This window comes from Mycobacterium sp., assembly GCF_035633495.1.
GTDB lineage: Bacteria > Actinomycetota > Actinomycetes > Mycobacteriales > Mycobacteriaceae > Mycobacterium.
The window spans coordinates 27,430-51,278 of the sequence record NZ_DASQEU010000122.1; the positions used below are offsets into that span (position 1 = coordinate 27,430).

Here is a 23,849-nt window from a genome sequence, read left to right on the forward strand (position 1 = left end):
CCCCGATTCCCAGGGTCCCACGGAGCACAACCGAATACCGGGTCGCGTCATGCCGCCTTCGTCTCGTCGCCGAACTGCGTCTCGTACAACTCCGCATAACGCCCGCGACGAGCGAGCAACTTCCGGTGGGTGCCGCGTTCGACGATGCGACCGTCCTCGACGACCAGGATCACGTCTGCGGCACGGACGGTGGACAGCCGGTGGGCGATCACGAGCGACGTGCGGCCCGCGAGCGCCTCGGCGAGCGCCTGCTGCACCGCCGCCTCGGACTCGGAGTCCAGCGACGCCGTCGCCTCGTCGAGCACCACCACCCGCGAGTTCCCGAGCAGCAGGCGCGCGATGGTCAACCGCTGCCGTTGGCCGCCGGAGAGCCGGTAGCCGCGTTCGCCGACGACCGTGTCCAGGCCGTCCGGCATGTCGGCCACGACGTCGGCCAGTCGCGCCCGGCGCAACGCCTCCCACAGCTGATCGTCGGAGGCGTCCGGGGCGGCCAGGGTCAGGTTCGCGCGGATGGACTCGTGGAACAGGTGCCCGTCCTGCGTGACGACGCCGACGGTGTCCTTCAGCGACGCGAACATCACGTCGCGAACGTCGTTGCCTGCCAACCGAACCGCGCCGGAGTCGACGTCGTAGAGCCGGGCCAGGAGCGAGGCGATCGTCGACTTGCCCGCACCGGAAGAGCCCACCAGGGCGACCATCTGTCCCGGTTCGGCCGTGAACGAAATACCGTGCAGCACTTCGTCACCGCCACGGTCGTCGAGAACCGCGACCTCCTCGAGCGAGGCCAGCGACACCTTGTCCGCCGAGGGGTAGGCGAACCGCACGTCGTCGAACTCGACGCCGACCGGACCGTCGGGCACACCGACCGCGTCGGCCTTCTCCTCGATCAGCGGCGTCAGGTCCAGCACCTCGAACACCCGCTCGAAACTGACCAGGGCACTGGCGATTTCGACGTGCGCGTTGGCCAGGGCCGTCAGGGGTGCGTACAGCCGCGTCAGCAGCAGCGCCAGCGACACGATCGCGCCTGCCTGCAGGTGACCACCGATCGCCAGCACACCACCGAGCCCGTACACCAGTGCCAGCGCGAGCGCCGACATCAAGGTCAGCGAGTTCATGAAGGTGGCCTGCAACATCGAGGTCCGCACGCCGATGTCGCGGACCCTGCCCGCGCGCGATGCGAATTCCTGGGATTCGCGGCCCGGATCGCCGAACAACTTGACCAGCGTGGCGCCCGGTGCCGAGAACCGTTCGGTCATCTGCGTGTTCATCGTCGCGTTGAAGATGGCGGCCTCGCGGCTCAGCTTCGCCATCGTGCGCCCGATCCGGCGGGCGGGAAGCAGGAACAGCGGCGTCAACACCAGCGACAGCACGGTGATCTGCCAAGAGATACTGAGCATCACAGCCAGGGTCAGCGCCAGCGTGACCAGGTTGCCCACCACGCCCGAGAGCGTGTCGGAGAAGGCGCGCTGGGCGCCGATCACGTCGTTGCCGAGGCGGCTGACCAGGGCACCCGTCCTGGTCCTCGTGAAGAACGCCACCGGCATCCGTTGGACGTGGTCGAACACCGCGGTCCGCAGATCGAGGATCAGGCCCTCGCCGATGTGCGACGACAGCCAGCGGGTCAGCAGACCCACGGCCGTTTCCGCCAACGCCACCGCCGCGATCACCGACGCCAGCAACACGACCGTGGTCGGTTGTCCGCCGTGCACGATCGCGTCGACCACCCGGCCCGCCAACACGGGGGTGGAGACTGCCAGCAGGGCGCCCACCACGCTGACCACGACGAAGAAGCCGAGACGCCGGTGGTGGCGTGCGGAGAACAGCCAGATGCGCCTCAGCAGCGCGCGGTTCGCGAGCGCGCGAAGGTCGCCGCCGCGGGCATTCCGCTGCCGGTACAAGGCCCGACTGGCCGCTAGTTCCATGCTCATGTGATCACCGTAAAACCTCAACAATTGATGAGGTCAATTCAATACCCAGCGCGTTGGGCGCGAAAACCGTCGCGTAGCGAACGTCACCGCGCCGAAACCGCCGGGGGCGACCTCAGACGATGCCGAAGTACCCGATCACACCGGCAACGGCCACCACGATCAGCGGGTTGACCTTGGTGCGCACGAAGACGAGCGTGCACACCGCGGTCAGCAGGTACGCCCGCCAACCGTGGTCGGCGGCCCGGCTCATCACCAGCGAGGACGCCAGGATCAGCCCGACGGTCAGCGGGGCGAAACCCTTCTCCACGGCGATCCGCCACCTGGACTGCTCGGCCTTCTGCCAGAACAGCGTGATGGCGTAGACGAGCGACGCGGCGGGGATCACCATCGCGGCGGTCGCGATCACGCCGCCGAGGATGCCGCCCAGCACACCGCCGACCGGCAGTCCGGCGGCGTAGCCGATCATGCCGACGATCAGGATGCTCGGCCCTGGCGTGGTCTGGGAGATGGAGAAGAGGTCGGCGAACTGCGTGTCGCTCACCCAGTGGTGTTGCTGGACGGAGCGAAGGTGCATTTCGGGCAGCACGGCGTTGCCGCCGCCGATCGACATCAGCGACAGCGAGCCGAACAGGATGATCAGTTGGAGGTAGGTGCTCACGCGCCGGCCTGATCGGCGGCCCGCCTCGGCCACGCCCAGATCAGGCTGAGCGGCGCGACGATCGCGAGGGTGCCCAGCAGCGGCCACCGCAGCACGCCGTTCAGTACGAATGCCGTGGCGAAGAGCGCCACTGGAACCAGGCCGGTCAGGCACTTCTGGCCGGTCTTGACCACCATGGCCAACGTCAGCGCGACCGCCGCCGCAGACGCGCCGTGCAGGACGCCCTTGACCGCGGGCACCTCCTTGAAGGTGAAGTAGAGGAACGCCAGCACCAGGACGATCACCAACGGCATGAAGCACAGGCCGACGACCGCGGCGACGGCTCCGGGGACGGCCCGCATCTTGGTGCCGGTGAAAACGGCCATGTTGACCTGATTGGCACCGGGCAGGATGCGGCACATCGTCATGGCGGACAGGAACTCCGCCTCGCCCATCCACTTCTTCTCGACGACGATCACCTCGCGCGACCACGCCGACAGCCCGCCGCCGAACGACGCCAGCGCGATGTGGTTGAACGTCCACGCCAGTTCGCCCAACGAGACCTTCGCGGGGGTCCCGGCTTCACTCATGGACGAGTTCCGGGTCGTGGGGAAAGTCGTCCTCGTGATGGGTCGAGGCATCGAGCGGATCCGGCGGCTCGTAGTGGTGGGACAGCTCCCAGTCCGCGTCGAACACCGCCTTGAGTCGCGCGACGACGGCCGGCTCGGTGAGCGTAATGCCGAGTTCGCGGCGCAGGTCGAACGCGCTGCGGTCGATGTTCATGGAACCGACCAGCGCCCGCTCGTCGTCGACGATCAGCAGTTTGGCGTGGACCCTGAGGTTCTTCTGCTTGTGCACCTTGGCACCGAACCGGCGCAGCGTGCGCAGTGAGGCGAAGGTGTCGAGCACGTCGCCCTCGCTGATGCCATGCCTGCCACCACACAGGACGTGCACCCTGACCCCGCGGCCGACGGCGGCGGCCAGGTGGTCGAGGATCACCGCATCGACGAACTTGGGGTGCTGAACGTCGATGCGGCGCGTGGCGGTGTCGATGAAGCGGGCCATGTGCAGGCGCGAGTTCGAGTTGCTCCACAGCAGGCCCTCGTAAGCCGCGGGCACCCAGTCGTCGTGATTCCAGTCGGCGTTGAACACCTCGACGATCTGGGCGACGTGCACCGGATCGTCGATGATCACGCCGTAGTCCCTGGTGAGCGTGAAGTACTTGAGGCTCATGTTGAACGTCGCGACCAGCGCGGTCATCTCGTCGACGACCACCGACTTCTCGTGGGTGACGTAGAACTTCGGATTCGCCCACTGGACGTCGATCCCCGCCGCGGAGAAGCGCTCGAAGGTCTCGTCGTTAGCCCGGTCGCCGCCGGAACGGGCCGCGTTGAGCATCACCCTGACGTCCACCCCCGCGCGCCTCCGCTCGATGACGGCGTCGATGAGGCTTTCGTCGGTCAAGGTGAACTGCTTGATGAGTAGCGACGTCTGCGCCGATCCGATGAATTCCAGGACCGGATCGAGCCCGTCGTCCGGTTCGACGATCAGGCGGGGGCCGTTCGGCTGCACGAGTGTTGAAGTTAGCATCCAGGACGGGCGATTGGCTTTGCCAACGCGTAAATTAGTGCGGGCCGTATCTCGGCCGCACACGCGCCTACCGCACCGACGGTATTGCATCAGGCAAGATGACCCCATGGACAGCGGCGGAGGTTCCCCCCGAGTACTCGTGGTGGACGACGACCCCGACGTGCTGGCCTCATTGGAACGCGGACTGCGACTGTCCGGCTTCGACGTCACCACCGCGGTGGACGGCGCGGAGGCACTGCGCAGCGCAACCGAGACCCGGCCCGACGCGATCGTGCTCGACATCAACATGCCGATACTCGACGGCGTGTCGGTGGTCACCGCGCTGCGGGCGATGGACAACGACGTGCCCGTGTGCGTGCTGTCCGCGCGCAGCTCGGTCGACGACAGGGTCGCCGGCCTCGAGGCCGGAGCCGACGACTACCTCGTCAAGCCCTTCGTGCTGGCCGAGCTGGTGGCCAGGGTCAAGGCACTCCTGCGACGTAGGGGTGCGACCGCGACGTTCTCGTCGGAGACCATTGCCGTCGGCCCGCTGGAAGTCGACATCCCCGGGCGGCGGGCCCGCGTCAACGGCGTCGACGTCGATCTGACCAAGCGGGAGTTCGACCTCCTCGCCGTACTCGCCGAACACAAGACCGCCGTGCTGTCGCGCGCTCAGCTGTTGGAACTGGTGTGGGGTTACGACTTCGCCGCCGACACCAACGTCGTCGACGTGTTCATCGGATACCTGCGCCGCAAGCTCGAGGCAGGCGGCGCACCCCGGCTGCTACACACGGTCCGGGGCGTGGGGTTCGTTCTGCGGCAGCAGTAGGTCATGAACATCCTGTCGCGCGTCTCCCGGCGGACACCATCGCTGCGGACTCGCGTGGCGTTCGCGACGGCCATCGCGGCCGCGATCGTGGTCGGCATCGTCGGCACGATCGTCTGGATCGGCATCACCAACGACCGCAAGGAACGTCTCGACCGGCGACTCGACGAAGCGGCGGGGTTCGCGATCCCGTTCCTGCCCCGCGGCCTCGATCAGATCCCCAAGTCACCGAATGATCAGGACGCGATCATCACGGTGCGAGGCGCGGACGGGCAGGTGACGTCCAACTCGGACGTGACGCTGCCGGAACTGCCTGCCGGGTACGCGGACACCACCATCGACGGGGTGCGCTATCGCGTGCGCACGGTGGAGATCAGCGGCCCCCAGGGTTCGATGACGGCCGCCGTCGGCGCGACCTACGACGCGACCATCGCCGACACCAACAACCTTCATCGCAGAGTGATCATCATCTGTTCGTTCGCGATCGGCGCGGCGGCGGTGGCGGGGTGGCTGCTCGCCGCGTTCGCGGTGCGACCGCTGAAACGGCTTGCGCAACAGACGCGCGCGATCGACGTGGGCGGCGAGGCACCCGACATCGACGTCCGAGGCGCCACCGAGGCGGTGGAGATCGCCGACGCCGTCAACGGCATGGTGCAACGCATCTGGGAGGAGCAGGACCGAACCAAGGCCGCTCTCGTCTCTTCGCGTGACTTCGCCGCCGTGACGTCGCACGAGTTGCGCACCCCGCTCACGGCGATGCGGACCAATCTCGAGGTGCTCGCCACGCTGGACCTCGCCGAGGATCAGCGCAAGGAAGTGCTCAACGACGTCATCCGGACGCAGACGCGCATCGAGGCGACGCTGTGGGCGATCGAAAGGCTCGCTCAGGGCGAACTTTCGACGTCCGACGATCACGTGCCCGTCGACATCACCGAGCTTCTCGATCGCGCCGCTCACGACGCGATGCGCGTCTACCCCGAACTCGACGTGTCACTGGTGCCCGCGCCGACGGTGATCATCGTAGGACTGCCCGCCGGGTTGCGGCTGGCCGTCGACAATGCGATCGCCAACGCCGTCAAGCACGGTGGCGCCACGCGGATCCAGCTGTCGGCGGTCAGTTCACGCGCGGGGGTGGAGATCGCGATCGACGACGACGGGGTCGGGATACCCGAGGAGGAACGCAAGATCGTGTTCAACCGGTTCGCCCGCGGGTCGACCGCGTCGCACTCGGGTTCCGGTCTCGGCCTGGCGCTGGTCGCCCAGCAAGCCGAATTGCACGGCGGCACGGCTTCATTGGAGCAGAGCCCCTTGGGTGGCGTCCGGCTGCTTTTGCGCCTGCCCGGCCCGTCCTAGGAGCTAACCGACGGTGATCTCCACGCGGCGGTTCCGTGCGGGCCCGGCCACACCGTCGGAAACGAGCGCGTCCGCAACGGCTTTGGCGCGACTCGTGCTGAGGGGGACGTTGATCGCGTCGCCGCCGCTGTCGTCGGTGTATCCCACGACCGCGACATTCACCCCGGGACAGGCCTTCACCTTCTCGGCGATCTGGCCGACGAGCCGTTGGGAGTTCGGGTTCAAGGCGAATTCGTCGGTGGCGAAGTTGATCGGCGTCTTCAGCAGTCCGGTGATGTCGGCCTGCACGGTCGAGCACGCCCCGGCGGGAGCAGGGGCAGCTGCCGACGCCGTGACCTGAATGTCGTTGACGACCATCACCTTCGGCCACGTCGCCTTGGCCGCGGTCTCGGCCGCCGCCTTGACTTCCTCGGAGCCGGCCGTCCCCGTCAACGTCACGGTGTCACCGACGAGATTCGCCCCGAACCCCGGAATGTCCAGTGCGGCGCGGAACAAGGCCCCCAGCCCGGCGAACTCGGGGGCCTTCACGCCAGGCTTGACGGTCAGGTCGTCGACGACTTTGGCGCCCGGCATCGCCTGCCTGATCGACTCCGGCAGCGACGACTTGAGCCCTTCGTCGGGTAACTCGCCCGCCAGGCTGAAACCGTTGCCGGTGCGCGTGATCGACATCGCACCGAGCGGACCGCCTGCCTCGGCGGTCGGCGCGCCGTCCGACGGGTCCACGCTCGGCACTGCGAGGTCGGCGTTCTCGGCGGATCCGTCCGTCGCGCCACACCCGATCAAGGCGAGCAGCAGGGACACCGCGAACAGGGCCAGCAGCCAACCGACGCCGGGTCGCCGTCGATGAAACGTGCAATCGGACCCCGAAAAAACATGGGCCCTCCCCCTCGTCGGAGCTCAGCGAGCGTCGAGAAGGTCGATCACGAAGATCAATGTCTTGCCCGACAGCCGGTGCCCAGATCCCGCAGGGCCATAGGCCTTTGCCGGCGGGATGACGAGCTTGCGGCGACCGCCGACGCGCATCCCGGGAATGCCGTCCTGCCAGCCCTCGATCAGACCACGCAGCGGAAACTCGATGGACTCATTGCGGTTCCACGAGCTGTCGAACTCCTCGCCGGTGTCGTACTCGACGCCGACGTAGTGCACCGTGACGGTGCCACCGGGCACCGCCTCGGCGCCATCGCCGACGACGACGTCTTCGATCACCAGTTCGGCAGGCGCCGGACCGCCGGGAAATTCGATCTCGGGTTTAGTGGCCACGGTGAACACGGTAGTCGGGCAGACTGGAGGCGTGGCTACGGACCCGAACAAGGACACTGACATCCTCGCTCACGTGAACGAACTGGTCGCCGAGGAGAAGGAACTCCGGGCGAAGCTTCAGCATCACGAGATCGACGAAACCGAAGAGCATCGCCGGCTCCGCGGCCTCGAGGTGCAGCTCGACCAGTGTTGGGACCTGCTCCGGCAGCGGCGGGCATTGCGCGAGACCGGTCAGGATCCCGACCAGGCCAGCGAGCGCCCCGAGAGCGAAGTCGAAGGCTATCTGGGCTGAGCCAGGGCATTCGCCATCACGATGTGGCCCTCGAAGCCCAGGGCCGTCGCCCCGTCGCGATAGCGACCGACCAACTCGCCGAACGCCACCTGATCGCCCCGCGTCCGCGCCAACAGAGCGCGCAGTCGCAGCAAGATCAGGTCGACGACCGCCAGTCCGTCTATTTCGGCGGCGGCCAATCGTCCAATTGCCGCTTCGGCTTCCCGCACGTCGCCTTCGGCACCGCGCTGAAGAAGGGCCTCGACCAGGAACCTCGTTGCGGTGACCCCGTGGGCGAATTGGCCGCGGTCGAAGACGCAGTCCCCCGCGGCTCGCAAGAGTTCGACAGCACCTTCCAGATCTCCGTCCCGGGCGATCTCCCGGGCGTCGAGGAGATCGAGAACGAAACTCTCGCTCCTGTAGAAATGGCCACGATCGCACATCTCGCGAATCTCGGTCAGCAACATCCTGCCCCGCCTACGGTCGGCGGAACCGCGTTCGAGGAGAACTGCGCTCAGGCAGTACATGGCAAGGCTGACCGCGTGGTGGTCACCATTGCCGGTGGCAATGCTCAGCGCCTCCTCGACCTCGTGAAGAATGGTGTCGTCGGGCACCAGAACGCCTTGCAAGGTCGCCACGCTGTGCATGTAGACAACGCACTTGCTGTAGGTCAAACGGTCGACGCGTCGGGCCATTGCGAGAGAGTCGCCGAAGTCCTTCCGCCAGCCCGTGATGCCCAGCCAACATCTGGCGATGCCGCGGAACACCAGCGCCAGCGCCAATGGGGATCCAAAGACGAAGTCGCCCTTGACCGGATCGCCGTCGGCCAGATCGATCGCCGTCTGGGACCACCTCAGGATCTCGGCGATCTCCCCGGTCTCCTGTTTCACGACCATCGGCGCGACCGAGAGGCCGACTGTCAGCGCCGAGTCGTCGATCGCCTCGAGCAGTGTCAGCACCTCGGTGCCCAGCATGGACGCTTCCCTGACACGGCCGTGCACCATGTGGTCGGTCAACTGCCCGAGCATCGCCAACGCCAACGATCGCTTGTCCCCCGCTGCTGCGCATAGCTCGCGTATTTCCAGGAAGCCGGAGTCGGACATGCTTTCCACCGTGCGGTATGACGTCGCGCAGAGCAGCGTGCCCGCCAGGATGCGCATGGACAGTCGGTCCGGATCATCGGCGGGAAGCGCTTGGGCTGCATTGCGCGCCCGCGCCCAGCTCATCCTGGCCGCAGCAATGTCACGGTTCCTCGACCACGCACCGGCGCGCATGTGCCAGCCGTACGCGGTGCCGATGTCCCCGGCGGCTTCGAGATGCTCTCCGATGAGCGCGGCGTTCTCGTCGACCAGTCCCGGCTCGCGCTCCTGGATCGCCGCAGCCACGCGCCGATGTACGTCGGCGCGATCAGCCTTCAGCTGGGATTCGTAGGCAACCGTCCGGATCAGCGGTTGGCGAAAGACGTACTCCTCGGGCGACGAGAACTTCACCTGGTCCACCAGCTCGGCGTCCACCAACGCGTCGAAGGAGGGAGCCATGCCGATCGCGGTCAACAGATCGGCCGTGCATCGCGACCCGATGACCGCGGCGGCGTTGAGGGTTCGCTTCGCATCCCAGTCGAGCCGATCGATCCGTGCTGCGATGACGGCGTACAGGGTGGGCGGCACGCTGACCTCGGTCACGGCCGCGTTGAACGTGTACTGCCCGCGTCGACCGTGCAGGATGCCCCGCTCGGCGAGGTCACGCACGATCTCCTTGATGAAGAACGGATTGCCGACCGCACGGTCGGCGATCGTGGCGAATAAGCCCGCCACGGAATCGTCGGAACCCAGTTGCTCGGCGATGAGTTTCGCGGCCTCCGAATGACTCAGCGGCGCAAGGGTGATCGTCTGCCCGTCGGGCAGTCGGGACAACACTCCGCGGTACTCGGGTCGATGGCTGATCAGCACCATCGAATTGGTGCGGGATATCACCGCGATGAAGTCGGCCAGCATGGATTCGCTGACCTCGTCGATCCACTGGGCGTTCTCGATGACGAACACGGCGGGCGATCTCTGGGCCGTCCAGGCCGTCTTGATCAACGCCGTCAGGCGCCTGCGCCTGGCATCCGGATCGAGTCGTGGTACCGCGACGTCGAGATCGTTGATACCAAGCAGGTCGCCGAGGAGCAGCAGGTCTTCTTGGCTGGCCTCGGGAAACTGCGTCTCGAGTCGCGCTCTGTCGGCACCGGATTCGGAATCACCAACCTTCATCCCCGCTCGTAGCAGTTGGGCGACGACGTAGAACGGAAGTTCACGGGCATGCGACTCAGCCCTCGCGCGGAACACTTGGACGCCCCGGGTGGCAGCGATCGCGGCCAACTCTCGGACGATCCGACTCTTGCCGATTCCCGCGGGCCCGCACAGGCCCACGGTCAAACCTCCGTATCCGTCGACGACCCCTTCGAAGGTCCCTTCGAGGACGGCCATCTCCCACTTCCGGCCGACGAGTGGGGAGTCGGCCCGCCTCGACAGTGCGTGGTGCGGTTTGACCTGCAGCAACCTGCGCGCGAAGACGGGTTGCGCCAAGCCCTTCACGTAGAGGGATTCGGGTTCTCCTAGGTCGACCACGTCCTCGACGAGTCTCGCCGTTGACTCCGAGATCATCACGCCGCCCGGCGGCGCAATCGTTTCCATCCGCTGAGCCATTCCCACCTGTTCACCGATGGCGGTGTACGAAGGCGGTCCCGAGCCGAGCTTTCCGGCGACGACCTGGCCTGAGTTCAGGCCGACCCGGACGGCCACGTCGACGCCGTCGCGATTGAACCGGACGGCCAGACGCCGTACCTCGCGCTGCAGGCCCAGCGCTGCGAGGCAGCCGCGCACCGCATGATCCTCGAGTGCGATGGGCGCTCCGAAGATGGCCATGATGCCGTCACCGGTGAACTTGTCGACGGTGCCGCCGTATCGCTCGACCGCCTTCGCCGAGACATCGAAGAACTCGGCCATGATGCCGCGCAATCGCTCCGGACCGAGGGCGGCGGCGATGTCCATCGAGTGCACGACGTCGGCGAAGAGGACGGTGACCTGCTTGAACTCCGCGGATTCTTCTGCCGCGGCCACCTGGGACCCACACGAGTCGCAGAATCGGGCGCGTTCGCGTTGCTCGGTGCCACACGTGCTGCACGTCGCCACCACGGCGATCCACCCCCTCCCGGAGACCCCGAACCACCCGGCAGTTCAAGGATAGGTACTCGCCGCTGTACGGGCACGTCAATTGTTTACCTCGAGTTGAAATCAGCCCGCAGACAGCTTGGCCATAATCGCCTCGAGCGTTTGCAAATCCTCCAGGCTCAACGCCGCGAGGGGCGCGGGAGCAGGATCATCGACCCCTTCGATGCTCGCGACGACGCGGCGGCCCTCGTCGGTCAGCGAGACGACCTTGCATCTGCGGTTGGCTGGATTCACTTCGCGAACGACCAGTCCGCGATCCTCGAGATCATTGACCGCGACGCTGGTGGCCGGGGCATCCATGGTGGCGGCCTCGGCGATCTCCTTGGCGGTCATCGGCCGCTTGGCGAGTCTGAGCAGCACGCGGACTCTGCTGAAGGGCAGACCCGTGGTCTCGATGACGTCACGCTTCCAGGCGTCGCGGTTGTCGAAGACCACGGCTGCCATGGCGCGCCACACCTCCTCGGCGAGCGTGTCATCCGACATTGGCATCCACCTTCGGGGCGGCGTTACCTGCGATCAGCGGCGCGAGGCGCTCGGCCGACCGGATCGCCCGTTCCGACGTCGAGAACAGTCCGAGCGCCGTGATGACGACGCCTAGACCGACGCACACCAACCACAGTGGCCGCGCCGCGGCGGTGAAGTCGGCGCCCGTGTGCGCGATGGCTGCGCCTGAGACCGAACCGCACAGCGCCACACCGATACTCACGCCGACCTGGCGACTGGTCGATGTGACGGCGGACGCGGCGCCCGCCCGGTCCAGCGGCATCCCACTGACGGCGGCGTTCGTGATGGGAGCGTTGATCATGGAGAACCCGATGCCGAACACCGCGAAGACCACCAGCAGCGCCCACACCGGGGTGGTCGCGGTCAGGAAGGTCAGCAGCACCGACGCAGTCGTGATCAGCACACCCGCGGCCAGCAGGGACGGGCGGGCGCCGAACCTGCCGACGAGGCGACCGGACACCGGCGAGAAGACCAGCGCACCAATGGCAATCGGGAGATAGATGAACCCGGTGTGCATCGCGGAGTACCCGCGTTCACCTTGAAGGTAGATCGACATCATGAAGAGGAAGGCACCCCACGCCGAGAACGCACAGACCGCGGTCGCGGTCGCCGATGCGAACGGGATGCTCCGGAAGAAGCGAAGGTCGATGAACGGGTCGTGGCGCCGTGACTCGTAGCGCAGGAAGGCGGCCAGTGCGATCGCCGCGACCACCGCGACGGCGACGACGCGGGGATTGCTCCAGCCGTGGCCGGGGCCCTCGATGAGGGTGAACACCACACCGAAGAGGAACAGCACGGCGAGGCCCTGACCAATCGGGTCGATGTTGCGCGTGGTCTTCGACTTCGTCTCCGGCACGAAGATCGCCGTCAGCACGATGGCCGCCGCGCAGATCGGCAGGTTGATCCAGAAGACGGCCCGCCAACTGATCAGCTCGATCAGGAACCCGCCGACGACCGGGCCGAGTGCCATCGAGATTCCGACCACCGCACCCCATAGTCCCAGTGCCCGCGCACGCTCCACCCGGCCCGTGAAGATCTGCGAGATGATCGACAGGGCAACGGGATTCAGCATTGATCCGCCGACGGCCTGAATGAGGCGCGCCCCGATCAAGGTCTCGATGTCGGGCGCGAGGCTGCACAGCAGCGAACCAACCGCGAACACGATGAGGCCGATCTGGAACACCCGTCTGCGGCCGAACCGGTCCCCCGTCGCGCCGGAGAGCATGAGCAGCGATGCCAGCACCAGGGTGTAGACGTCGACCACCCACTGCAACTCAGACGGCGAGGCGTGCAGATCGGTGCGAATGCTCGGTATTGCGACGTTGACGATCGTCGCGTCCATCGACACGATCAGCAGGCTCAGGCAGCAGGACACCAGAATGATGGCCTTGCGCCTAGGCGTGAGCGTGTCAATAGTTGCATTCACACAACTATTGTTAAACTACAACTATCATGAGCGCAAGCGAACGCTGCGTGACGTCCGTCGCACCCGGGGTCAGCGACCGCCCATGTCGGCGTAGTCGCGCTCGGTGTAGCCGGTGTAGATCTGCCGCGGACGCCCGATCTTGCTGGGCGACTCGTGCATCTCCCGCCAGTGCGCGATCCAGCCGGGCAGCCGGCCGAGCGCGAACAGCACCGTGAACATATGCGTCGGGAAGCCCATCGCCCGGTAGATCACGCCGGTGTAGTAGTCGACGTTCGGATAGAGCTTGCGCTCGATGAAGAAGTCGTCGGTCAACGCGATCTCTTCGAGAGCCTTGGCGATGTCGAGCAGCTCATCCTGCACGCCGAGCTTGCCGAGGATCTTGTCGGCCTGCTCCTTGACGATGCGCGCCCGCGGGTCGTAGTTCTTGTAGACGCGGTGACCGAAGCCCATCAGCTTCACGCCCTCTTCGCGGTTCTTCACCTTGCGGACGAACTCTTGGACGTCGCCGCCGCTCTCCTTGATGGTTTGGAGCATCTCTAGGACGGCCTGATTGGCGCCGCCGTGCAGCGGACCCCACAGCGCGTTGATACCGCCCGAGACGGAGGTGAACAGGTTGGCCTGCGACGAACCGACCAACCGCACCGTCGACGTCGAGCAGTTCTGCTCGTGATCGGCGTGCAGGATCAGCAGCAGGTCCAGCGCGCAGACGATCTCGGGGTCGACCTCGTAGGGCTCGGCGGGGAATCCGAACGTCATCCGTAGGAAGTTCTCGACCAGAGTGAGGGAGTTGTCCGGGTAGAGGAACGGCTGGCCGACCGACTTCTTGTAGGCGTAGGCCGCGATCGTGGGCAGTTTGGCGAGCAGCCTGATCGTCGAGAGCTCGACCTGCCCCTTGTCCAACGGGTCGACGGAATCCGGGTAGTACGCCGACAAGGCGTTGACGGCGCTGGACAGCACCGGCATCGGATGGGCGTTGCGGGGGAAGCCGTCGAAGAACCGCTTGAGGTCCTCGTGCAGCAGGGTATGCCGCTGGATCTGGGTGGTGAACTTCTCCAGTTGATCGGCCGTCGGGAGTTCACCGTAGATCAGCAGATAGCTGACCTCAATGAACGTCGACTTCTCCGCGAGTTGCTCAATCGGGTAGCCCCGATAGCGCAGGATTCCCGCGTCGCCGTCGATGTAGCAGATGCTGCTCTTGGTGGACGAGGTGTTGACGAAGCCGCCGTCGAACGTGGTGTACCCGGTCTTGGCCAGCAACGACCCCAGTACGATGCCGTCGGACCCCTCCGTGGCCTTCACGATCTCCAGGTCGATCTCTCCCCCCGGATAACTGAGGGTGGCGACCTCGTCGGGACTGGAGTCTTCGGGCACGTTAACCCCTTCTACGGTTGTCGACCGGAACGAAGCTGTCCGTCACTAGTGGAAGGTAGTCGCTATCGGTTTCGAGCGCTTGCGGGGGGTTGACCCCGGCGGTCTGTTCGCTCGTCCACGGCGACCAGGTCCGGCGGAACAGCTCGAAGGTGGCGAACAGCCGGTCGCATACGATGCCGGCCTCGATCGGCGGGTTGCCCGGCTGCCCCAAATCCGCGAACGAGTAGGCGAAGAGGATCGCCCACGTGTCGGTGACCAGAGTGACGGCCCGGTCGCCCTCCGGCACGCCCATCCGACGCGCCATCACCGCCATCGTGGCCCCGTAGGTGACGTTGTGCCGAAGCGCCAGCGCGGAGGCTCTGAAGGAGGACGAGCCGTTGATGATCCGGATCAGCACCGCCATGCGTCGGAAGCCGGGCGTCTCGTAGCCGCTTCTCGAGCTCAGCACTTCGAGCGACGCGCCGAGGAGGGCCTCGTACTCGGTGACGTCGGGACGCTGCCCCTCCAGCGCCCCGGCGATGTAGCCGTCCAATTCGTCGGTGACGGCGGTGATTACCGTTTCCTTGGTCGGGAAGTAGCGACTGAAGGTTCTCGGCGACACGTCCGCCGCCGCGGCGATCTGCTCGACGGTGGTGTTGTCGTAACCCTGTTTCAGACACAGTTCGGCGGCCGCTTCGATCAGCGTCGCGCGGGTTCGTGACTTCTTGCGTTCCCTCAGGCCTTGGGACGGGGCATCGTCAGCCATACACCCGCTCGTAGTCGGCCCCCGCCGACGGACACTGCAGGTCACTCGACATCCACGCCACTTGCGCGAATGCCTCGTTCAATCGATGCACCATGACCATCGGCCCCAGTCGCACGGTGTCGGTGTCCGCGACGAGGTCCCCGCACGCGGCCACGATGGTGGCCGAGAAGATCACGCTCACCAGACGTGCGCGGCGGTCCTCGACGTTCACGCCCATGCGCTTGGCCAGTACGATCTGGGTGACGTCGTGCCGAAACTCAAAGGCCGCCTGCTTCAACGTGTCCGACGCGTTGATGATGCGCAGCATGAGGACGATTCGGTCGGTGGTCAACCTGCCGACCTGCCTCCTCGCGACGCGCGTCAGAACCGCCACGTGGGCCTGCCGCATCGCCTCCAGCGGTCCGACTTCGGAGTCGACGGTCTCCAATTCGTCGGCGACCACGTGGGCATAGTCGTCGATGAGCGTGAGGAACACCGCGTCCTTGGTGGGGAAGTAGCGGCTGAACGTTCGAGGTGACACGTCCGCCGACGACGCGATCTGCTCGACGGTGGTCTGCTCGTAACCTTGCTTCAGACAGAGGTCCATGGCGGCATCGATGAGGACTGCCCGCGTCCGGAGCTTCTTGCGCTCGCGGAGGCCCGGCTGCGACTCATTCGATACATCGGCCACGACAAGATGTTAACCCTCTTGCACATCTGAAACGCGGCGTGGCGAATTCAGACGCGGTAGCGGACGAGGGCGGGCACCAGCAGCGCGGAGATCACTACACCGGCCACGACGAGGCCGCCTCCGCCTGCCGCAGCCACCGTCGTGCCGACGACGGCCGCTGACGCGCCGTGGACCGCGTCGGCTGGTTGATCGCGAAGAAGGCCTGCTGCACCGACAGCAGGCACAGCACCACCCACACGTTGTTCAAGCCGAGCGCCGCCCGCACCCAGAGCAGCACCGACGAAACCGCCAGCCCGATGGATGCAATGACGAGCAACGGCCTGCGATCCATCGCGTCGGCCCATGCGCCGCCCCACAGACCGAAGACCACCAGGGGCACCAGCGCGAAGATGCCCGAAAGCCCGACGTAGGCGGAGTTCTGCGTCAGCGCGTAGAGCTGAACAGGGCACGGCGAAGATCGTGAGATTGGCGCCGATGACGGTGACGATGCCTGCGAGCCACAGCCTGCGGAAGTCCGGCGTCCGTAGCGGTGTGGTGTCGGCGAGGAACCCCGCCACCCTCAGGGCTGCAGTCGCTCGACCACTTTCCCGGTCACGCGAATTCGGTTGTGCACCCGGTTCTCGCGGCCCTGCCAGAACTCGACCACGTCGGGCGCGATGACGTAGCCACCCCAGTGCGGAGGCACGGGCACCGACTCGACGTCGGCGAACCGTTCGGCAACGTCGGCGAGCTGCTGCTTCAGCGCGTCACGGGAGGCGATGGGATGGGACTGATGGGACGCCCACGCCCCCAGTTGCGAGCCGCGCGGCCGCTTGGACCAGTAGCTCGCCGTCGTTTCGGGCGAGGCCTTGGCGACGGCACCGCGGAGGTGGACCTGGCGCCCGAGGGCGTACCACGTGAAGGTCGCCGACGCATACGGCGTCGCGGCGAGCTGCTCGCCCTTGGCGGAATCGTAGTTGCTGTAGAAGGTGATGCCGGTTTCGTCCACGCCCTTGCACAACACCGTGCGGGTGACGGGCCTTCCCTCCGCGTCGACCGTGCCGACCACGATGGCGTTTGGCTCCGCGATGCCCGCCCGCTCGGCGTCGGCCAACCACTTGCGCAGCAAGACGATCCAACCGTCGACGAGCCAGTCGGCATCGAGATCCGGGCTACCGTCCTTCTCGGGGGATCCGTATTCCACGCGCATGCGTGCCAGGTGCTCGTCGTCGTGGCCGATTTGATCCCCGGTCGCTGCGCTCCTGCCCTCCGAATCCACGACGCCGACGCTACGCTCACCGCTAGGTTGCGGGGCTACCGACCGGTCGGGATCCTCGGTGGCGCGGGTGCGAGAATCGGCTCATGACTAGCGCATCCGCGGTTCCCGACGGCTTCGTAGAAGGCCTCGAAGGCGTCGTCGCCTTCACCACCGAGATCGCCGAACCGGACAAGGACGGCGGCGCGTTGCGCTACCGCGGCGTCGACATCGAGGATCTGGTGACGCAGCACGTCACCTTCGGCGACGTGTGGTCGCTGCTGGTCGACGGCCGCTTCGGCAGCGGGCTGACGCCTGCGGAGCCCTTCCCGCTCCCCATCCACACGGGCGACGTCCGGGTCGACGTGCAGGCAGGGCTGGCGATGCTCGCCCCGATCTGGGGTTATCAACCGCTCCTCGACATCGATGATGAAACCGCCCGCAACCAGTTGGCCCGCGCCTCGGTGATGGCTCTCTCCTATGTCGCACAATCGGCGCGCGGCATCTATCAGCCTGCCGTACCCCAACGGACCGTCGATGAATGTTCCACCGTCACAGAGCGTTTCATGACGCGCTGGAAGGGCGACCCCGATCCCGGGCACGTCGAGGCCATCGACGCGTACTGGGTCACCGCGGCCGAGCACGGCATGAACGCGTCCACCTTCACCGCGCGGGTGATCGCCTCGACGGGTGCCGACGTCGCGGCGTCGCTGTCCGGTGCCGTCGGCGCGATGAGCGGCCCGTTGCACGGCGGGGCGCCTGCCCGCGTGCTGCCGATGATCGAGGAAGTCGAACGGTCCGGTGACGCCCGTGCCGTGGTCAAGGGGATCCTGGATCGCAAGGACAAGCTGATGGGCTTCGGGCACCGCGTCTACCGTGCCGAAGACCCGCGGGCCCGCGTGCTGCGGGCGACCGCCGAGCGGCTGAGGGCGCCGCGCTTCGAGGTGGCGGCCGCGCTCGAGCAGGCCGCCCTCGCCGAGCTGCGCGAGCGACGCCCCGACCGCGCGATCGAGACGAACGTCGAATTCTGGGCCGCCGTGATGCTCGACTTCGCCGGTGTTCCCCCCAAGATGATGCCCGCCATGTTCACGTGCGGGCGCACCGCGGGTTGGTGCGCGCACATCCTCGAACAGAAGCGGCTCGGCAAGCTTGTTCGCCCAGCGGCCATCTACGTCGGCCCCGCGCCTCGGAGCCCGGAGTCCGTCGAGGGCTGGGACCAGATCAAGGCGTCGTGAGCTCCCGTGAAGACGGTCCGGACGTTCGCGTCGGCGGCGCAGGCGTTCGCCACACTCGTCCACGCCATCCCCGAGTCTGCTTGGACGGGGCCGGGTCTCGGTGACTGGGATCTGCGCGCGCTCGTCGGGCACACGTCGCGCTCGTTGATCACCGTCAGCACGTACCTTCAGAACCCCGCCGACCACGAGGACGTGACGAGTGCGGCCGACTACTTCGCGCAGATCCGGTCGTACGCGTCGAATGCCGGTGCCGAGGTGATCGCCGAGCGCGGTCGCCAGGCCGGCCGTGACCTCGGCGAGCATCCCATGGACACGGTCGACGCTCTGGTGCAGCGCGTCCTCAACGAGCTTGCAGGCGTGGATGATCCGCTGATCGCGGTGATCGGCGGGCTGGGTATCAGGTTGAGCAACTACCTGCCAACACGGGTGTTCGAACTGGCCGTCCACGGCCTCGACATCGCCAGGGCGGCGGACGTCGACTTCGCGATTCCGGACGACGTCCTGACCGAAGCGCCGGTACTGGCCGCCCGCATCGGCGTAGCCCTCGGCCGCGGAGAGACCGTGTTGTCGGCACTCACCGGCCGGACCCCACTCCCCGCAGCGTTCTCCGTGGTGCAACCCGGACGGCGGGTCACGCGGGCCGGGATCGGCCCACCGGCGACCAAGGTGAAGGGGACGGCCATCGGGAACTCCGAATCGGTCGAGCGGATCTCGGTGCCGCGGACGATCGTCGCAAGGGCCAGTGCGAGTTCGAGCATCGCGAAGTGATCGCCGACGCAGGTCCGGGGGCCTGCACCGAACGGGACGTACTGCCAGCGGTCGATGCTCTTCGCCGCGTCGGGCCGGAACCTGTCCGGGTCGAACGTCGCCGCATCCGCCCACAGCGCCGGATCGCGCTGGACCGCGTAGACGCCGATCATCATTAGCGTGCCCGCCCGCACCCGATAGCCGTCGACCTCGATGTCCTCGGTGGTCAGCCGACCAGACACCGCTGCAGGCGGACAGAGGCGCAGCGCCTCGTGCAGCACCTGCATGGCGTAGCCGAGGTGGGGCACGTCATCCGGCACCAGAGCTCGATCGCCGACGGCCGCAGCCTCGGCCCATACCCGTTCCTGCAGTTCCGGATTCCGCCCCAACTGCCACAGGGCATAGGCCAGCGTGGTCGCCGTGGTGTCGTGACCTGCGCCCATGAACACGATCAGCTCGTCGCGAATCTCGTCGTCGCTCAGGTGGCTGCCCGTAGCCGGATCCGTGGCCTCCGCGAGCGCGCGCACCAGTGGCGCATCTCGAGTCGGATCCTCCCGACACCCGCGCAACACCTCCGATGCCAAGTCGCGCAATGCCAGGCTCGCATGACGGGCGCGCCTGCGGGCGGGCGTGGGCAGCCAGGACGGTAGCCGCACGGGAGCCGCACCACGATCGGCGATGTACTTCAACACGATCCGCAGCGGCTCGGCAATTCTGTCCGCCTGCTTGTCGAGGTCGAGTCCCATGACGGATCTGCCAAGCGCACGCAACGTCACCCTTCGACACTCGAGATCGAGATCCACGTCGCGGTCCGCCGGCCAACTCGAGGCGATCGACTCGGCAGCTTGAGCCATGTGACTACCGAAGGCGCACACGTGCTTCTTCGTGAAGAGCGGCTGCAGAAGGCGACGCCGGGGCAGCCACGCCTCGGCCGTGACGTCGAAGAGGTTCGCGCCGATCAGACTTCGCATCTCTTCGTGGATGCGAGTTCGTTCGACGACCGCAGGCGAAAGACCGAGGACGTCGTGAATGCCCTGCGGCGACGTGACCACGACGATCTCCGGCAGTAGCCACTTCGGAGCCAGCTTGACCCTGGTGACGGGTCCGCCTGCAGCCCGCAGCGTCTCGCATCCCGTGTGATAGGCGCGTAGAGCAGTGACTTGCTCCCTGACGGGCAGTGGGCTTCGCGGCGCGAGCGGCAACGCCTTGGCGTCGGATTTCTGGCTGGTCCTCAGCATGGTTAAAGCATCAGGGCGGAAGTCTCGGCCGCTTCCAGTAGTCGACTACTTAAAACGGATGTCCGACGATGAGAATGGGCGCTCGCGATGGTCGGTAGTAGTGACCACCCACTGTCGAGAGGAACCCCACCATGGCGATTGACGTGCAACCGGCCGTTTCCCCTTACCTGATCGTCGATGACGCAGCCGCGGCCATCGACTTCTACGTCAACGCCTTCGGCGCGGAAGAGCTCGGCCGAGTGCCAGGTCCGGACGGCAAGCTGGTGAACGCCGCGCTGCAGATCAACGGCTCCGTGGTGATGCTCAACGACGACTTTCCCGAGATGACCGGCGGCAAGTCCATGACACCGAAGTCGCTTGGCGGCACTCCGGTATCGATCCATCTCACGGTGACCGACGTCGAGAGCCAGTTCCAGCGAGCAGTCGATGCCGGCGCCACCGTCGTCACCCCGCTGGAAGACCAGTTTTGGGGCGACCGGTACGGGGTCGTCCGCGACCCGTTCGGGCACATTTGGTCGCTTGGGCAACCCATGCGTGAGGTCAGCAGCGAGGAGATCGCCGCGGCGATGGGTCAGGGCACGTAGGTCGCCAGCAGCGCCGTCGGAAGTTCGTTGGCCTTGGTGATCTGACTGATGGCGGAAATGCTCGCCGGCTTCGGCGTGCGCTCCAGTTCCGGTGTCGTCGGATCTGAGCCGTACAACCCGAACTGGAGGTCGTAACCCTCTGCCCACTCGAGGGTGTCGACGAATGACCAGTACGTGTAGCCGAGTATCTCCGTGTCGTGGGCGACCATGTCCTGCACGACCGCGATGTGGTTGACGATGTAGGGAGGGCGCTTCGAGTCGCCGGCGTCGGCGATTCCATTCTCGGTCACCCACAACGGCTTTCCGTAGGACGCGGCGAGCTCGAGTACCTCGCGGAAGCCACCGGGGTCGGTCGGCTGGTTGAAGTCACTGCAGGTCGGGACGGCGTGCAGCGCACCGGCAGGCCGCGCAGCAACGGGAAGCCGGGGATGGGCGCAACGCCGAAACCCTGCATCGGTTGCGAGCCGTAGTTACTGCACGCCCAGCCAGTCGGCCTTGTTCATGAACTCGGGGTGCACCTCGTCGAGGGTACGAGGGCTTCAAGTGCCTGGCAGAGACGACCCTTTTCCACACGGCATCGGCGCGTACACAAGGGCATCAGAATCCGAGCCACAGGCTGATCACAGGTTTCGCGGGCATTACCAAATGAGGCACCAATCAACTTTCGCGGGCATATTGACATGAGGCACTACGCTTGGCGGTACACCAAGGCGTCCCAATGAAAGAAAGCGACGATGTCGCCATCCCGCGCAGGCGCTGGCTCTTGCACGTGAAAGCACAACGGGCTTGAGGACTAAATGGGCGACGATAAGCATCGCGTCACTGCCCTTACGGCGCAGTTGAACCGCGAACCGAACTGCAAAGTGCCTATGCGGTCAGTAATTTCGCAACCTATGCTTGGCCGCGTAGATGCGCCCAGGTGCTCTCTGAGCGTCGTGAGCAGTCCGAAATGCTTCGCGTCATGATCCAACATCGGCAACAAGGTCGGCTTCGGCCGGTGGAGACGACCGGAACATGCTTGAGGTAATCGACAAGGGATGTAGCAGTGAGTCGCACCCTGTCCCGCTGCTGTTCGTCCACGGGGCCTGGCATGCCGCATGGTGCTGGGACGAACATTTCCTACCGTTCTTCGCCGACAAGGGGTATCGCGCCGTTGCCGTGAGCCTTCGAGGCCACGGAAGCAGCCCGCCCTCCAAGCCGCTGCGCACTTCGATCGCGGACTACGTCGACGATGTGAACTCCGTTGCCGAGGGCCTGCCCACGAGGCCAGTGGTGATCGGCCACTCCGTGGGCGGCCTCGTCGTACAGAAATATCTGGAGTCGCACAACGCGCCCGCTGGCGTGTTAATCGCATCCACGCCCCCGCACGGAAATTCCGGCTTCTGGCTGCGCGCGCTGAGGCGGCATCCCTGGCTGACCGCGGGGGCCACCGTGACCGGCAAGTGGGTGCGTTATCTCAACACCGCTGACCTCGCCCGCGAAACTCTTTTCTCTGCTCAGACTGCCGAATCCGATGTCGCGCACTATGCCGCGCGGCTCCAAGAGGGGCCTCCACGCAGAGTGCAACTCGACATCATGCTGCTCAACCTGCCCAGGCCTAGCCGGGTCGCCACGCCGCTGCTCGTCTTGGGCGCCGAATGTGACGGCACCTACACCCCAAACGAAGTGCGCGCCACCGCGACTGCGTATCGCACCGAAGCAGAAATCTTCCCCGGCATGGGCCATGAAATGATGCTGGAACCCCGATGGGCCGCTGTTGCCCAACGAGTTCACACTTGGCTAGGCACTCGTCGACTATGACCGGTTGCCGGCTCTCTGCTGCATCCCCTGGCCTTGGCCTGCGGCCGTACTGGCGCCAGTTACGGCTCGCAGAGCGACTGATACCCACCTCTCGCCGCGCCGCCGTCGGCGTCCGGCCGAGCGCCAACAGCTTCAAGAACTGCTGGCGCTTCGCCGACATCGGACGACGTCAGGACCCTTACGCACCCGCCGAGACGACACCACACAAACCTCCACAGACTCAGCTTGTGTTGCATCGACTACTGGAAACTACCCCCGTCGGAAAGGTCAATTTTCGCCGCCGTTGATACACTCAGGCGGCATCTGGGCAACGCGAACCGATTGCGCGTCCGCAAGGCAGAACAGCCGATAGAAGAACGATCCGTTGGCGCGGCGGTCCAGGCTATGGGACACCCCGCTGCGGAGGCCGTCTGGGCTGCCGGCTCGCGCACCGGTCTGCCGGGACTGGCAACGGTGACGGAACTACGGATATTGCCGCTGGTTGATGCGGAGGTTAGCGATGGTCTTCGCGCCGAACACGGCGTGTCCTACCTTGTGGTCGCCGATGGGCAAACACTCCTTTTCGACCTCGGGCTGAGCGCCGGGCGGCGATCCAAGCTGGTACACAACGCACAAGCGCTCGGCGTCGATGTGGCGTGGATCGACTTGGTCGTGCTTTCGCATGCGCACCCCGACCACTGCCGCGGCCCTCGCGCGTGGCCGCGGCGAAGCTTCGCGCTCCCTGGCCGGGAGGCCCCCCGGGATTCGGGTGATCACCCCGGTACCGATGCGTCACCGCTACGCGCGCTGCGAGTATGCCGCCGGGGCACGGGTGATCGTCCCGGGCATCGCCACGACCGGGACGATCCCGCAGATGTTGTTCCTGCTCGGCTGGACCCCACGCCCGAAGCCACGAGGTCGACGTCCGCAAGTGGCGCAACAACATACGCAGGACCCTGCTCGTCCTCAGGGCGCCAAGCCCAGCACCAGCCAATGGTGCCTCTGGGTCAACTGTCAACGACCCCCTCGAAGACGAACACATCACCGCCGACTGGCGGCCACCACCGCCGCCCCCACCACCACACACCGACGACGACGAGGCACCGTTCTAATGGAAATCCATGTCGCGACTGGACTCACCCAAGGCACGGAATCAAACGACTACCACTACTGCGTTGGAGGGCGAGTTGGTGTGGATCCAGGAGCCGTGTGGGAGAGACCGCAACGATCCGGACGGTCCGCTCGTTCGCGCAGTGAGAC

General features: G+C 66.3%; 23 protein-coding genes and 2 pseudogenes. 8 read left to right on the plus strand and 17 right to left on the minus strand.

Annotation, left to right across the window (positions count from 1 at the left end):
- Positions 1-47: 47 nt before the first annotated feature.
- From VET27_RS18725 to VET27_RS18740, 4 genes are all read right to left on the minus strand, one after another.
- On the minus strand, positions 48-1,928 hold the full coding sequence (locus VET27_RS18725) for an ABC transporter ATP-binding protein (protein WP_526520810.1): 1,881 nt from the start codon (positions 1,926-1,928) through the stop codon (positions 48-50).
- Between the two features lie 112 nt (positions 1,929-2,040).
- The gene (locus VET27_RS18730; RefSeq protein WP_526520812.1) at positions 2,041-2,586 is read right to left on the minus strand and encodes a chromate transporter; all 546 of its coding nucleotides are present in this window, start codon (positions 2,584-2,586) and stop codon (positions 2,041-2,043) included.
- Positions 2,583-3,155: a chromate transporter gene (locus VET27_RS18735; protein ID WP_526520814.1), complete on the minus strand. Its 573-nt coding sequence runs from the start codon at positions 3,153-3,155 to the stop codon at positions 2,583-2,585. The genes VET27_RS18730 and VET27_RS18735 overlap by 4 nt, the downstream gene beginning before the upstream one ends.
- On the minus strand, positions 3,148-4,137 hold the full coding sequence (locus VET27_RS18740) for a phospholipase D-like domain-containing protein (RefSeq protein ID WP_526520816.1): 990 nt from the start codon (positions 4,135-4,137) through the stop codon (positions 3,148-3,150). The genes VET27_RS18735 and VET27_RS18740 overlap by 8 nt, the downstream gene beginning before the upstream one ends.
- A gap of 124 nt (positions 4,138-4,261) precedes the next feature.
- Between VET27_RS18740 and prrA the strand changes: the two genes are divergently transcribed.
- Both prrA and VET27_RS18750 read left to right on the plus strand, forming a co-directional pair.
- A complete protein-coding gene (prrA, locus tag VET27_RS18745) occupies positions 4,262-4,963 on the plus strand; it encodes a two-component system response regulator PrrA (protein ID WP_526520818.1) in 702 nt (233 codons plus the stop codon).
- Between the two features lie 3 nt (positions 4,964-4,966).
- On the plus strand, positions 4,967-6,313 hold the full coding sequence (locus VET27_RS18750; protein WP_526520820.1) for a HAMP domain-containing sensor histidine kinase: 1,347 nt from the start codon (positions 4,967-4,969) through the stop codon (positions 6,311-6,313).
- 3 nt (positions 6,314-6,316) lie between these two features.
- Here VET27_RS18750 and arfA read toward each other — a convergent pair whose 3' ends face one another.
- On the minus strand, positions 6,317-7,114 hold the full coding sequence (gene arfA / locus VET27_RS18755) for a channel-forming protein ArfA/OmpATb (protein ID WP_526520823.1): 798 nt from the start codon (positions 7,112-7,114) through the stop codon (positions 6,317-6,319).
- 96 nt (positions 7,115-7,210) lie between these two features.
- On the minus strand, positions 7,211-7,573 hold the full coding sequence (locus VET27_RS18760) for an FKBP-type peptidyl-prolyl cis-trans isomerase (protein ID WP_526520825.1): 363 nt from the start codon (positions 7,571-7,573) through the stop codon (positions 7,211-7,213).
- A 31-nt stretch (positions 7,574-7,604) separates the two neighbouring features.
- On the opposite strand from VET27_RS18760, the gene VET27_RS18765 reads away from it, so the two are divergent.
- Positions 7,605-7,865 carry a DUF2630 family protein gene (locus VET27_RS18765; RefSeq protein ID WP_526520827.1) on the plus strand — a complete coding sequence of 87 codons (261 nt, stop codon included), beginning with the start codon at positions 7,605-7,607 and terminating at the stop codon, positions 7,863-7,865.
- On the opposite strand, the gene VET27_RS18770 is transcribed toward VET27_RS18765, so the two are convergent.
- The 8 genes and pseudogenes from VET27_RS18770 to pdxH all read right to left on the minus strand — a co-directional run bounded on the left by VET27_RS18770 (position 7,853) and on the right by pdxH (position 16,961).
- Positions 7,853-10,945: an ATP-binding protein gene (locus VET27_RS18770; protein ID WP_526520829.1), complete on the minus strand. Its 3,093-nt coding sequence runs from the start codon at positions 10,943-10,945 to the stop codon at positions 7,853-7,855. The two genes, VET27_RS18765 and VET27_RS18770, sit on opposite strands and share 13 nt — an antisense overlap.
- Before the next feature lie 174 nt (positions 10,946-11,119).
- Positions 11,120-11,539: a MarR family winged helix-turn-helix transcriptional regulator gene (locus tag VET27_RS18775; RefSeq protein WP_526520831.1), complete on the minus strand. Its 420-nt coding sequence runs from the start codon at positions 11,537-11,539 to the stop codon at positions 11,120-11,122.
- Positions 11,529-12,986 (minus strand): MFS transporter, encoded by a 1,458-nt coding sequence (locus VET27_RS18780; protein ID WP_526520833.1) that lies wholly within the window; start codon positions 12,984-12,986, stop codon positions 11,529-11,531. Before VET27_RS18780 ends, VET27_RS18775 begins: the two co-directional genes overlap by 11 nt.
- Positions 12,987-13,055: 69 nt before the next feature.
- Entirely contained in the window at positions 13,056-14,357 is a 1,302-nt protein-coding gene (locus tag VET27_RS18785) for a citrate synthase (RefSeq protein WP_526520835.1), read from the minus strand.
- A gap of 1 nt (position 14,358) precedes the next feature.
- The gene (locus VET27_RS18790; protein ID WP_526520837.1) at positions 14,359-15,102 is read right to left on the minus strand and encodes a TetR/AcrR family transcriptional regulator; all 744 of its coding nucleotides are present in this window, start codon (positions 15,100-15,102) and stop codon (positions 14,359-14,361) included.
- A complete protein-coding gene (locus VET27_RS18795) occupies positions 15,095-15,772 on the minus strand; it encodes a TetR/AcrR family transcriptional regulator (RefSeq protein WP_526520839.1) in 678 nt (225 codons plus the stop codon). Before VET27_RS18795 ends, VET27_RS18790 begins: the two co-directional genes overlap by 8 nt.
- A 154-nt stretch (positions 15,773-15,926) precedes the next feature.
- Positions 15,927-16,329, minus strand: a pseudogene (locus tag VET27_RS18800) (MFS transporter); the annotation flags it as partial.
- A gap of 2 nt (positions 16,330-16,331) precedes the next feature.
- Entirely contained in the window at positions 16,332-16,961 is a 630-nt protein-coding gene (pdxH, locus tag VET27_RS18805) for a pyridoxamine 5'-phosphate oxidase (RefSeq protein WP_526520942.1), read from the minus strand.
- A 152-nt stretch (positions 16,962-17,113) separates the two neighbouring features.
- Between pdxH and VET27_RS18810 the strand changes: the two genes are divergently transcribed.
- Together VET27_RS18810 and VET27_RS18815 are read left to right on the plus strand one after the other, a co-directional pair.
- Positions 17,114-18,241, plus strand: a complete 1,128-nt coding sequence (locus tag VET27_RS18810) for a citrate synthase (protein ID WP_526520841.1) — start codon at positions 17,114-17,116, stop codon at positions 18,239-18,241.
- Positions 18,242-18,247: 6 nt separating this feature from the next.
- Positions 18,248-18,643, plus strand: a pseudogene (locus VET27_RS18815) (DinB family protein); the annotation flags it as partial.
- An 8-nt stretch (positions 18,644-18,651) separates the two neighbouring features.
- Here the strand turns inward: VET27_RS18815 and VET27_RS18820 are convergent.
- A complete protein-coding gene (locus VET27_RS18820) occupies positions 18,652-20,226 on the minus strand; it encodes a cytochrome P450 (RefSeq protein ID WP_526520843.1) in 1,575 nt (524 codons plus the stop codon).
- 131 nt (positions 20,227-20,357) lie between these two features.
- Between VET27_RS18820 and VET27_RS18825 the strand changes: the two genes are divergently transcribed.
- On the plus strand, positions 20,358-20,810 hold the full coding sequence (locus tag VET27_RS18825) for a VOC family protein (protein WP_526520845.1): 453 nt from the start codon (positions 20,358-20,360) through the stop codon (positions 20,808-20,810).
- On the opposite strand, the gene VET27_RS18830 is transcribed toward VET27_RS18825, so the two are convergent.
- On the minus strand, positions 20,798-21,202 hold the full coding sequence (locus VET27_RS18830; protein WP_526520944.1) for a family 1 glycosylhydrolase: 405 nt from the start codon (positions 21,200-21,202) through the stop codon (positions 20,798-20,800). The two genes, VET27_RS18825 and VET27_RS18830, sit on opposite strands and share 13 nt — an antisense overlap.
- Positions 21,203-21,824: 622 nt before the next feature.
- Here VET27_RS18830 and VET27_RS18835 point away from each other — a divergent pair.
- Positions 21,825-22,610 (plus strand): alpha/beta hydrolase, encoded by a 786-nt coding sequence (locus tag VET27_RS18835; RefSeq protein WP_526520847.1) that lies wholly within the window; start codon positions 21,825-21,827, stop codon positions 22,608-22,610.
- 462 nt (positions 22,611-23,072) lie between these two features.
- Here VET27_RS18835 and VET27_RS18840 read toward each other — a convergent pair whose 3' ends face one another.
- Complete coding sequence (locus VET27_RS18840; RefSeq protein WP_526520950.1) at positions 23,073-23,273, minus strand: hypothetical protein; 201 nt, start codon at positions 23,271-23,273, stop codon at positions 23,073-23,075.
- Here VET27_RS18840 and VET27_RS18845 point away from each other — a divergent pair.
- Entirely contained in the window at positions 23,184-23,846 is a 663-nt protein-coding gene (locus tag VET27_RS18845; protein WP_526520946.1) for a hypothetical protein, read from the plus strand. The two genes, VET27_RS18840 and VET27_RS18845, sit on opposite strands and share 90 nt — an antisense overlap.
- Positions 23,847-23,849: the final 3 nt, after the last annotated feature.

Coding starts and splice junctions, on each gene's coding strand:
- VET27_RS18725 (WP_526520810.1), bottom strand. CDS start 1,928: ATGAGCATGGAACTAGCGGCCAGTCGGGCCTTGTACCGGCAGCGGAAT.
- VET27_RS18735 (WP_526520814.1), bottom strand. CDS start 3,155: ATGAGTGAAGCCGGGACCCCCGCGAAGGTCTCGTTGGGCGAACTGGCG.
- prrA (WP_526520818.1), top strand. CDS start 4,262: ATGGACAGCGGCGGAGGTTCCCCCCGAGTACTCGTGGTGGACGACGAC.
- VET27_RS18750 (WP_526520820.1), top strand. CDS start 4,967: ATGAACATCCTGTCGCGCGTCTCCCGGCGGACACCATCGCTGCGGACT.
- VET27_RS18775 (WP_526520831.1), bottom strand. CDS start 11,539: ATGTCGGATGACACGCTCGCCGAGGAGGTGTGGCGCGCCATGGCAGCC.
- VET27_RS18790 (WP_526520837.1), bottom strand. CDS start 15,102: ATGGCTGACGATGCCCCGTCCCAAGGCCTGAGGGAACGCAAGAAGTCA.
- pdxH (WP_526520942.1), bottom strand. CDS start 16,961: ATGCGCGTGGAATACGGATCCCCCGAGAAGGACGGTAGCCCGGATCTC.
- VET27_RS18810 (WP_526520841.1), top strand. CDS start 17,114: ATGACTAGCGCATCCGCGGTTCCCGACGGCTTCGTAGAAGGCCTCGAA.
- VET27_RS18820 (WP_526520843.1), bottom strand. CDS start 20,226: ATGCTGAGGACCAGCCAGAAATCCGACGCCAAGGCGTTGCCGCTCGCG.
- VET27_RS18825 (WP_526520845.1), top strand. CDS start 20,358: ATGGCGATTGACGTGCAACCGGCCGTTTCCCCTTACCTGATCGTCGAT.
- VET27_RS18835 (WP_526520847.1), top strand. CDS start 21,825: ATGCTTGAGGTAATCGACAAGGGATGTAGCAGTGAGTCGCACCCTGTC.
- VET27_RS18840 (WP_526520950.1), bottom strand. CDS start 23,273: ATGCGAAAGCACGACCAAGTCGATCCACGCCACATCGACGCCGAGCGC.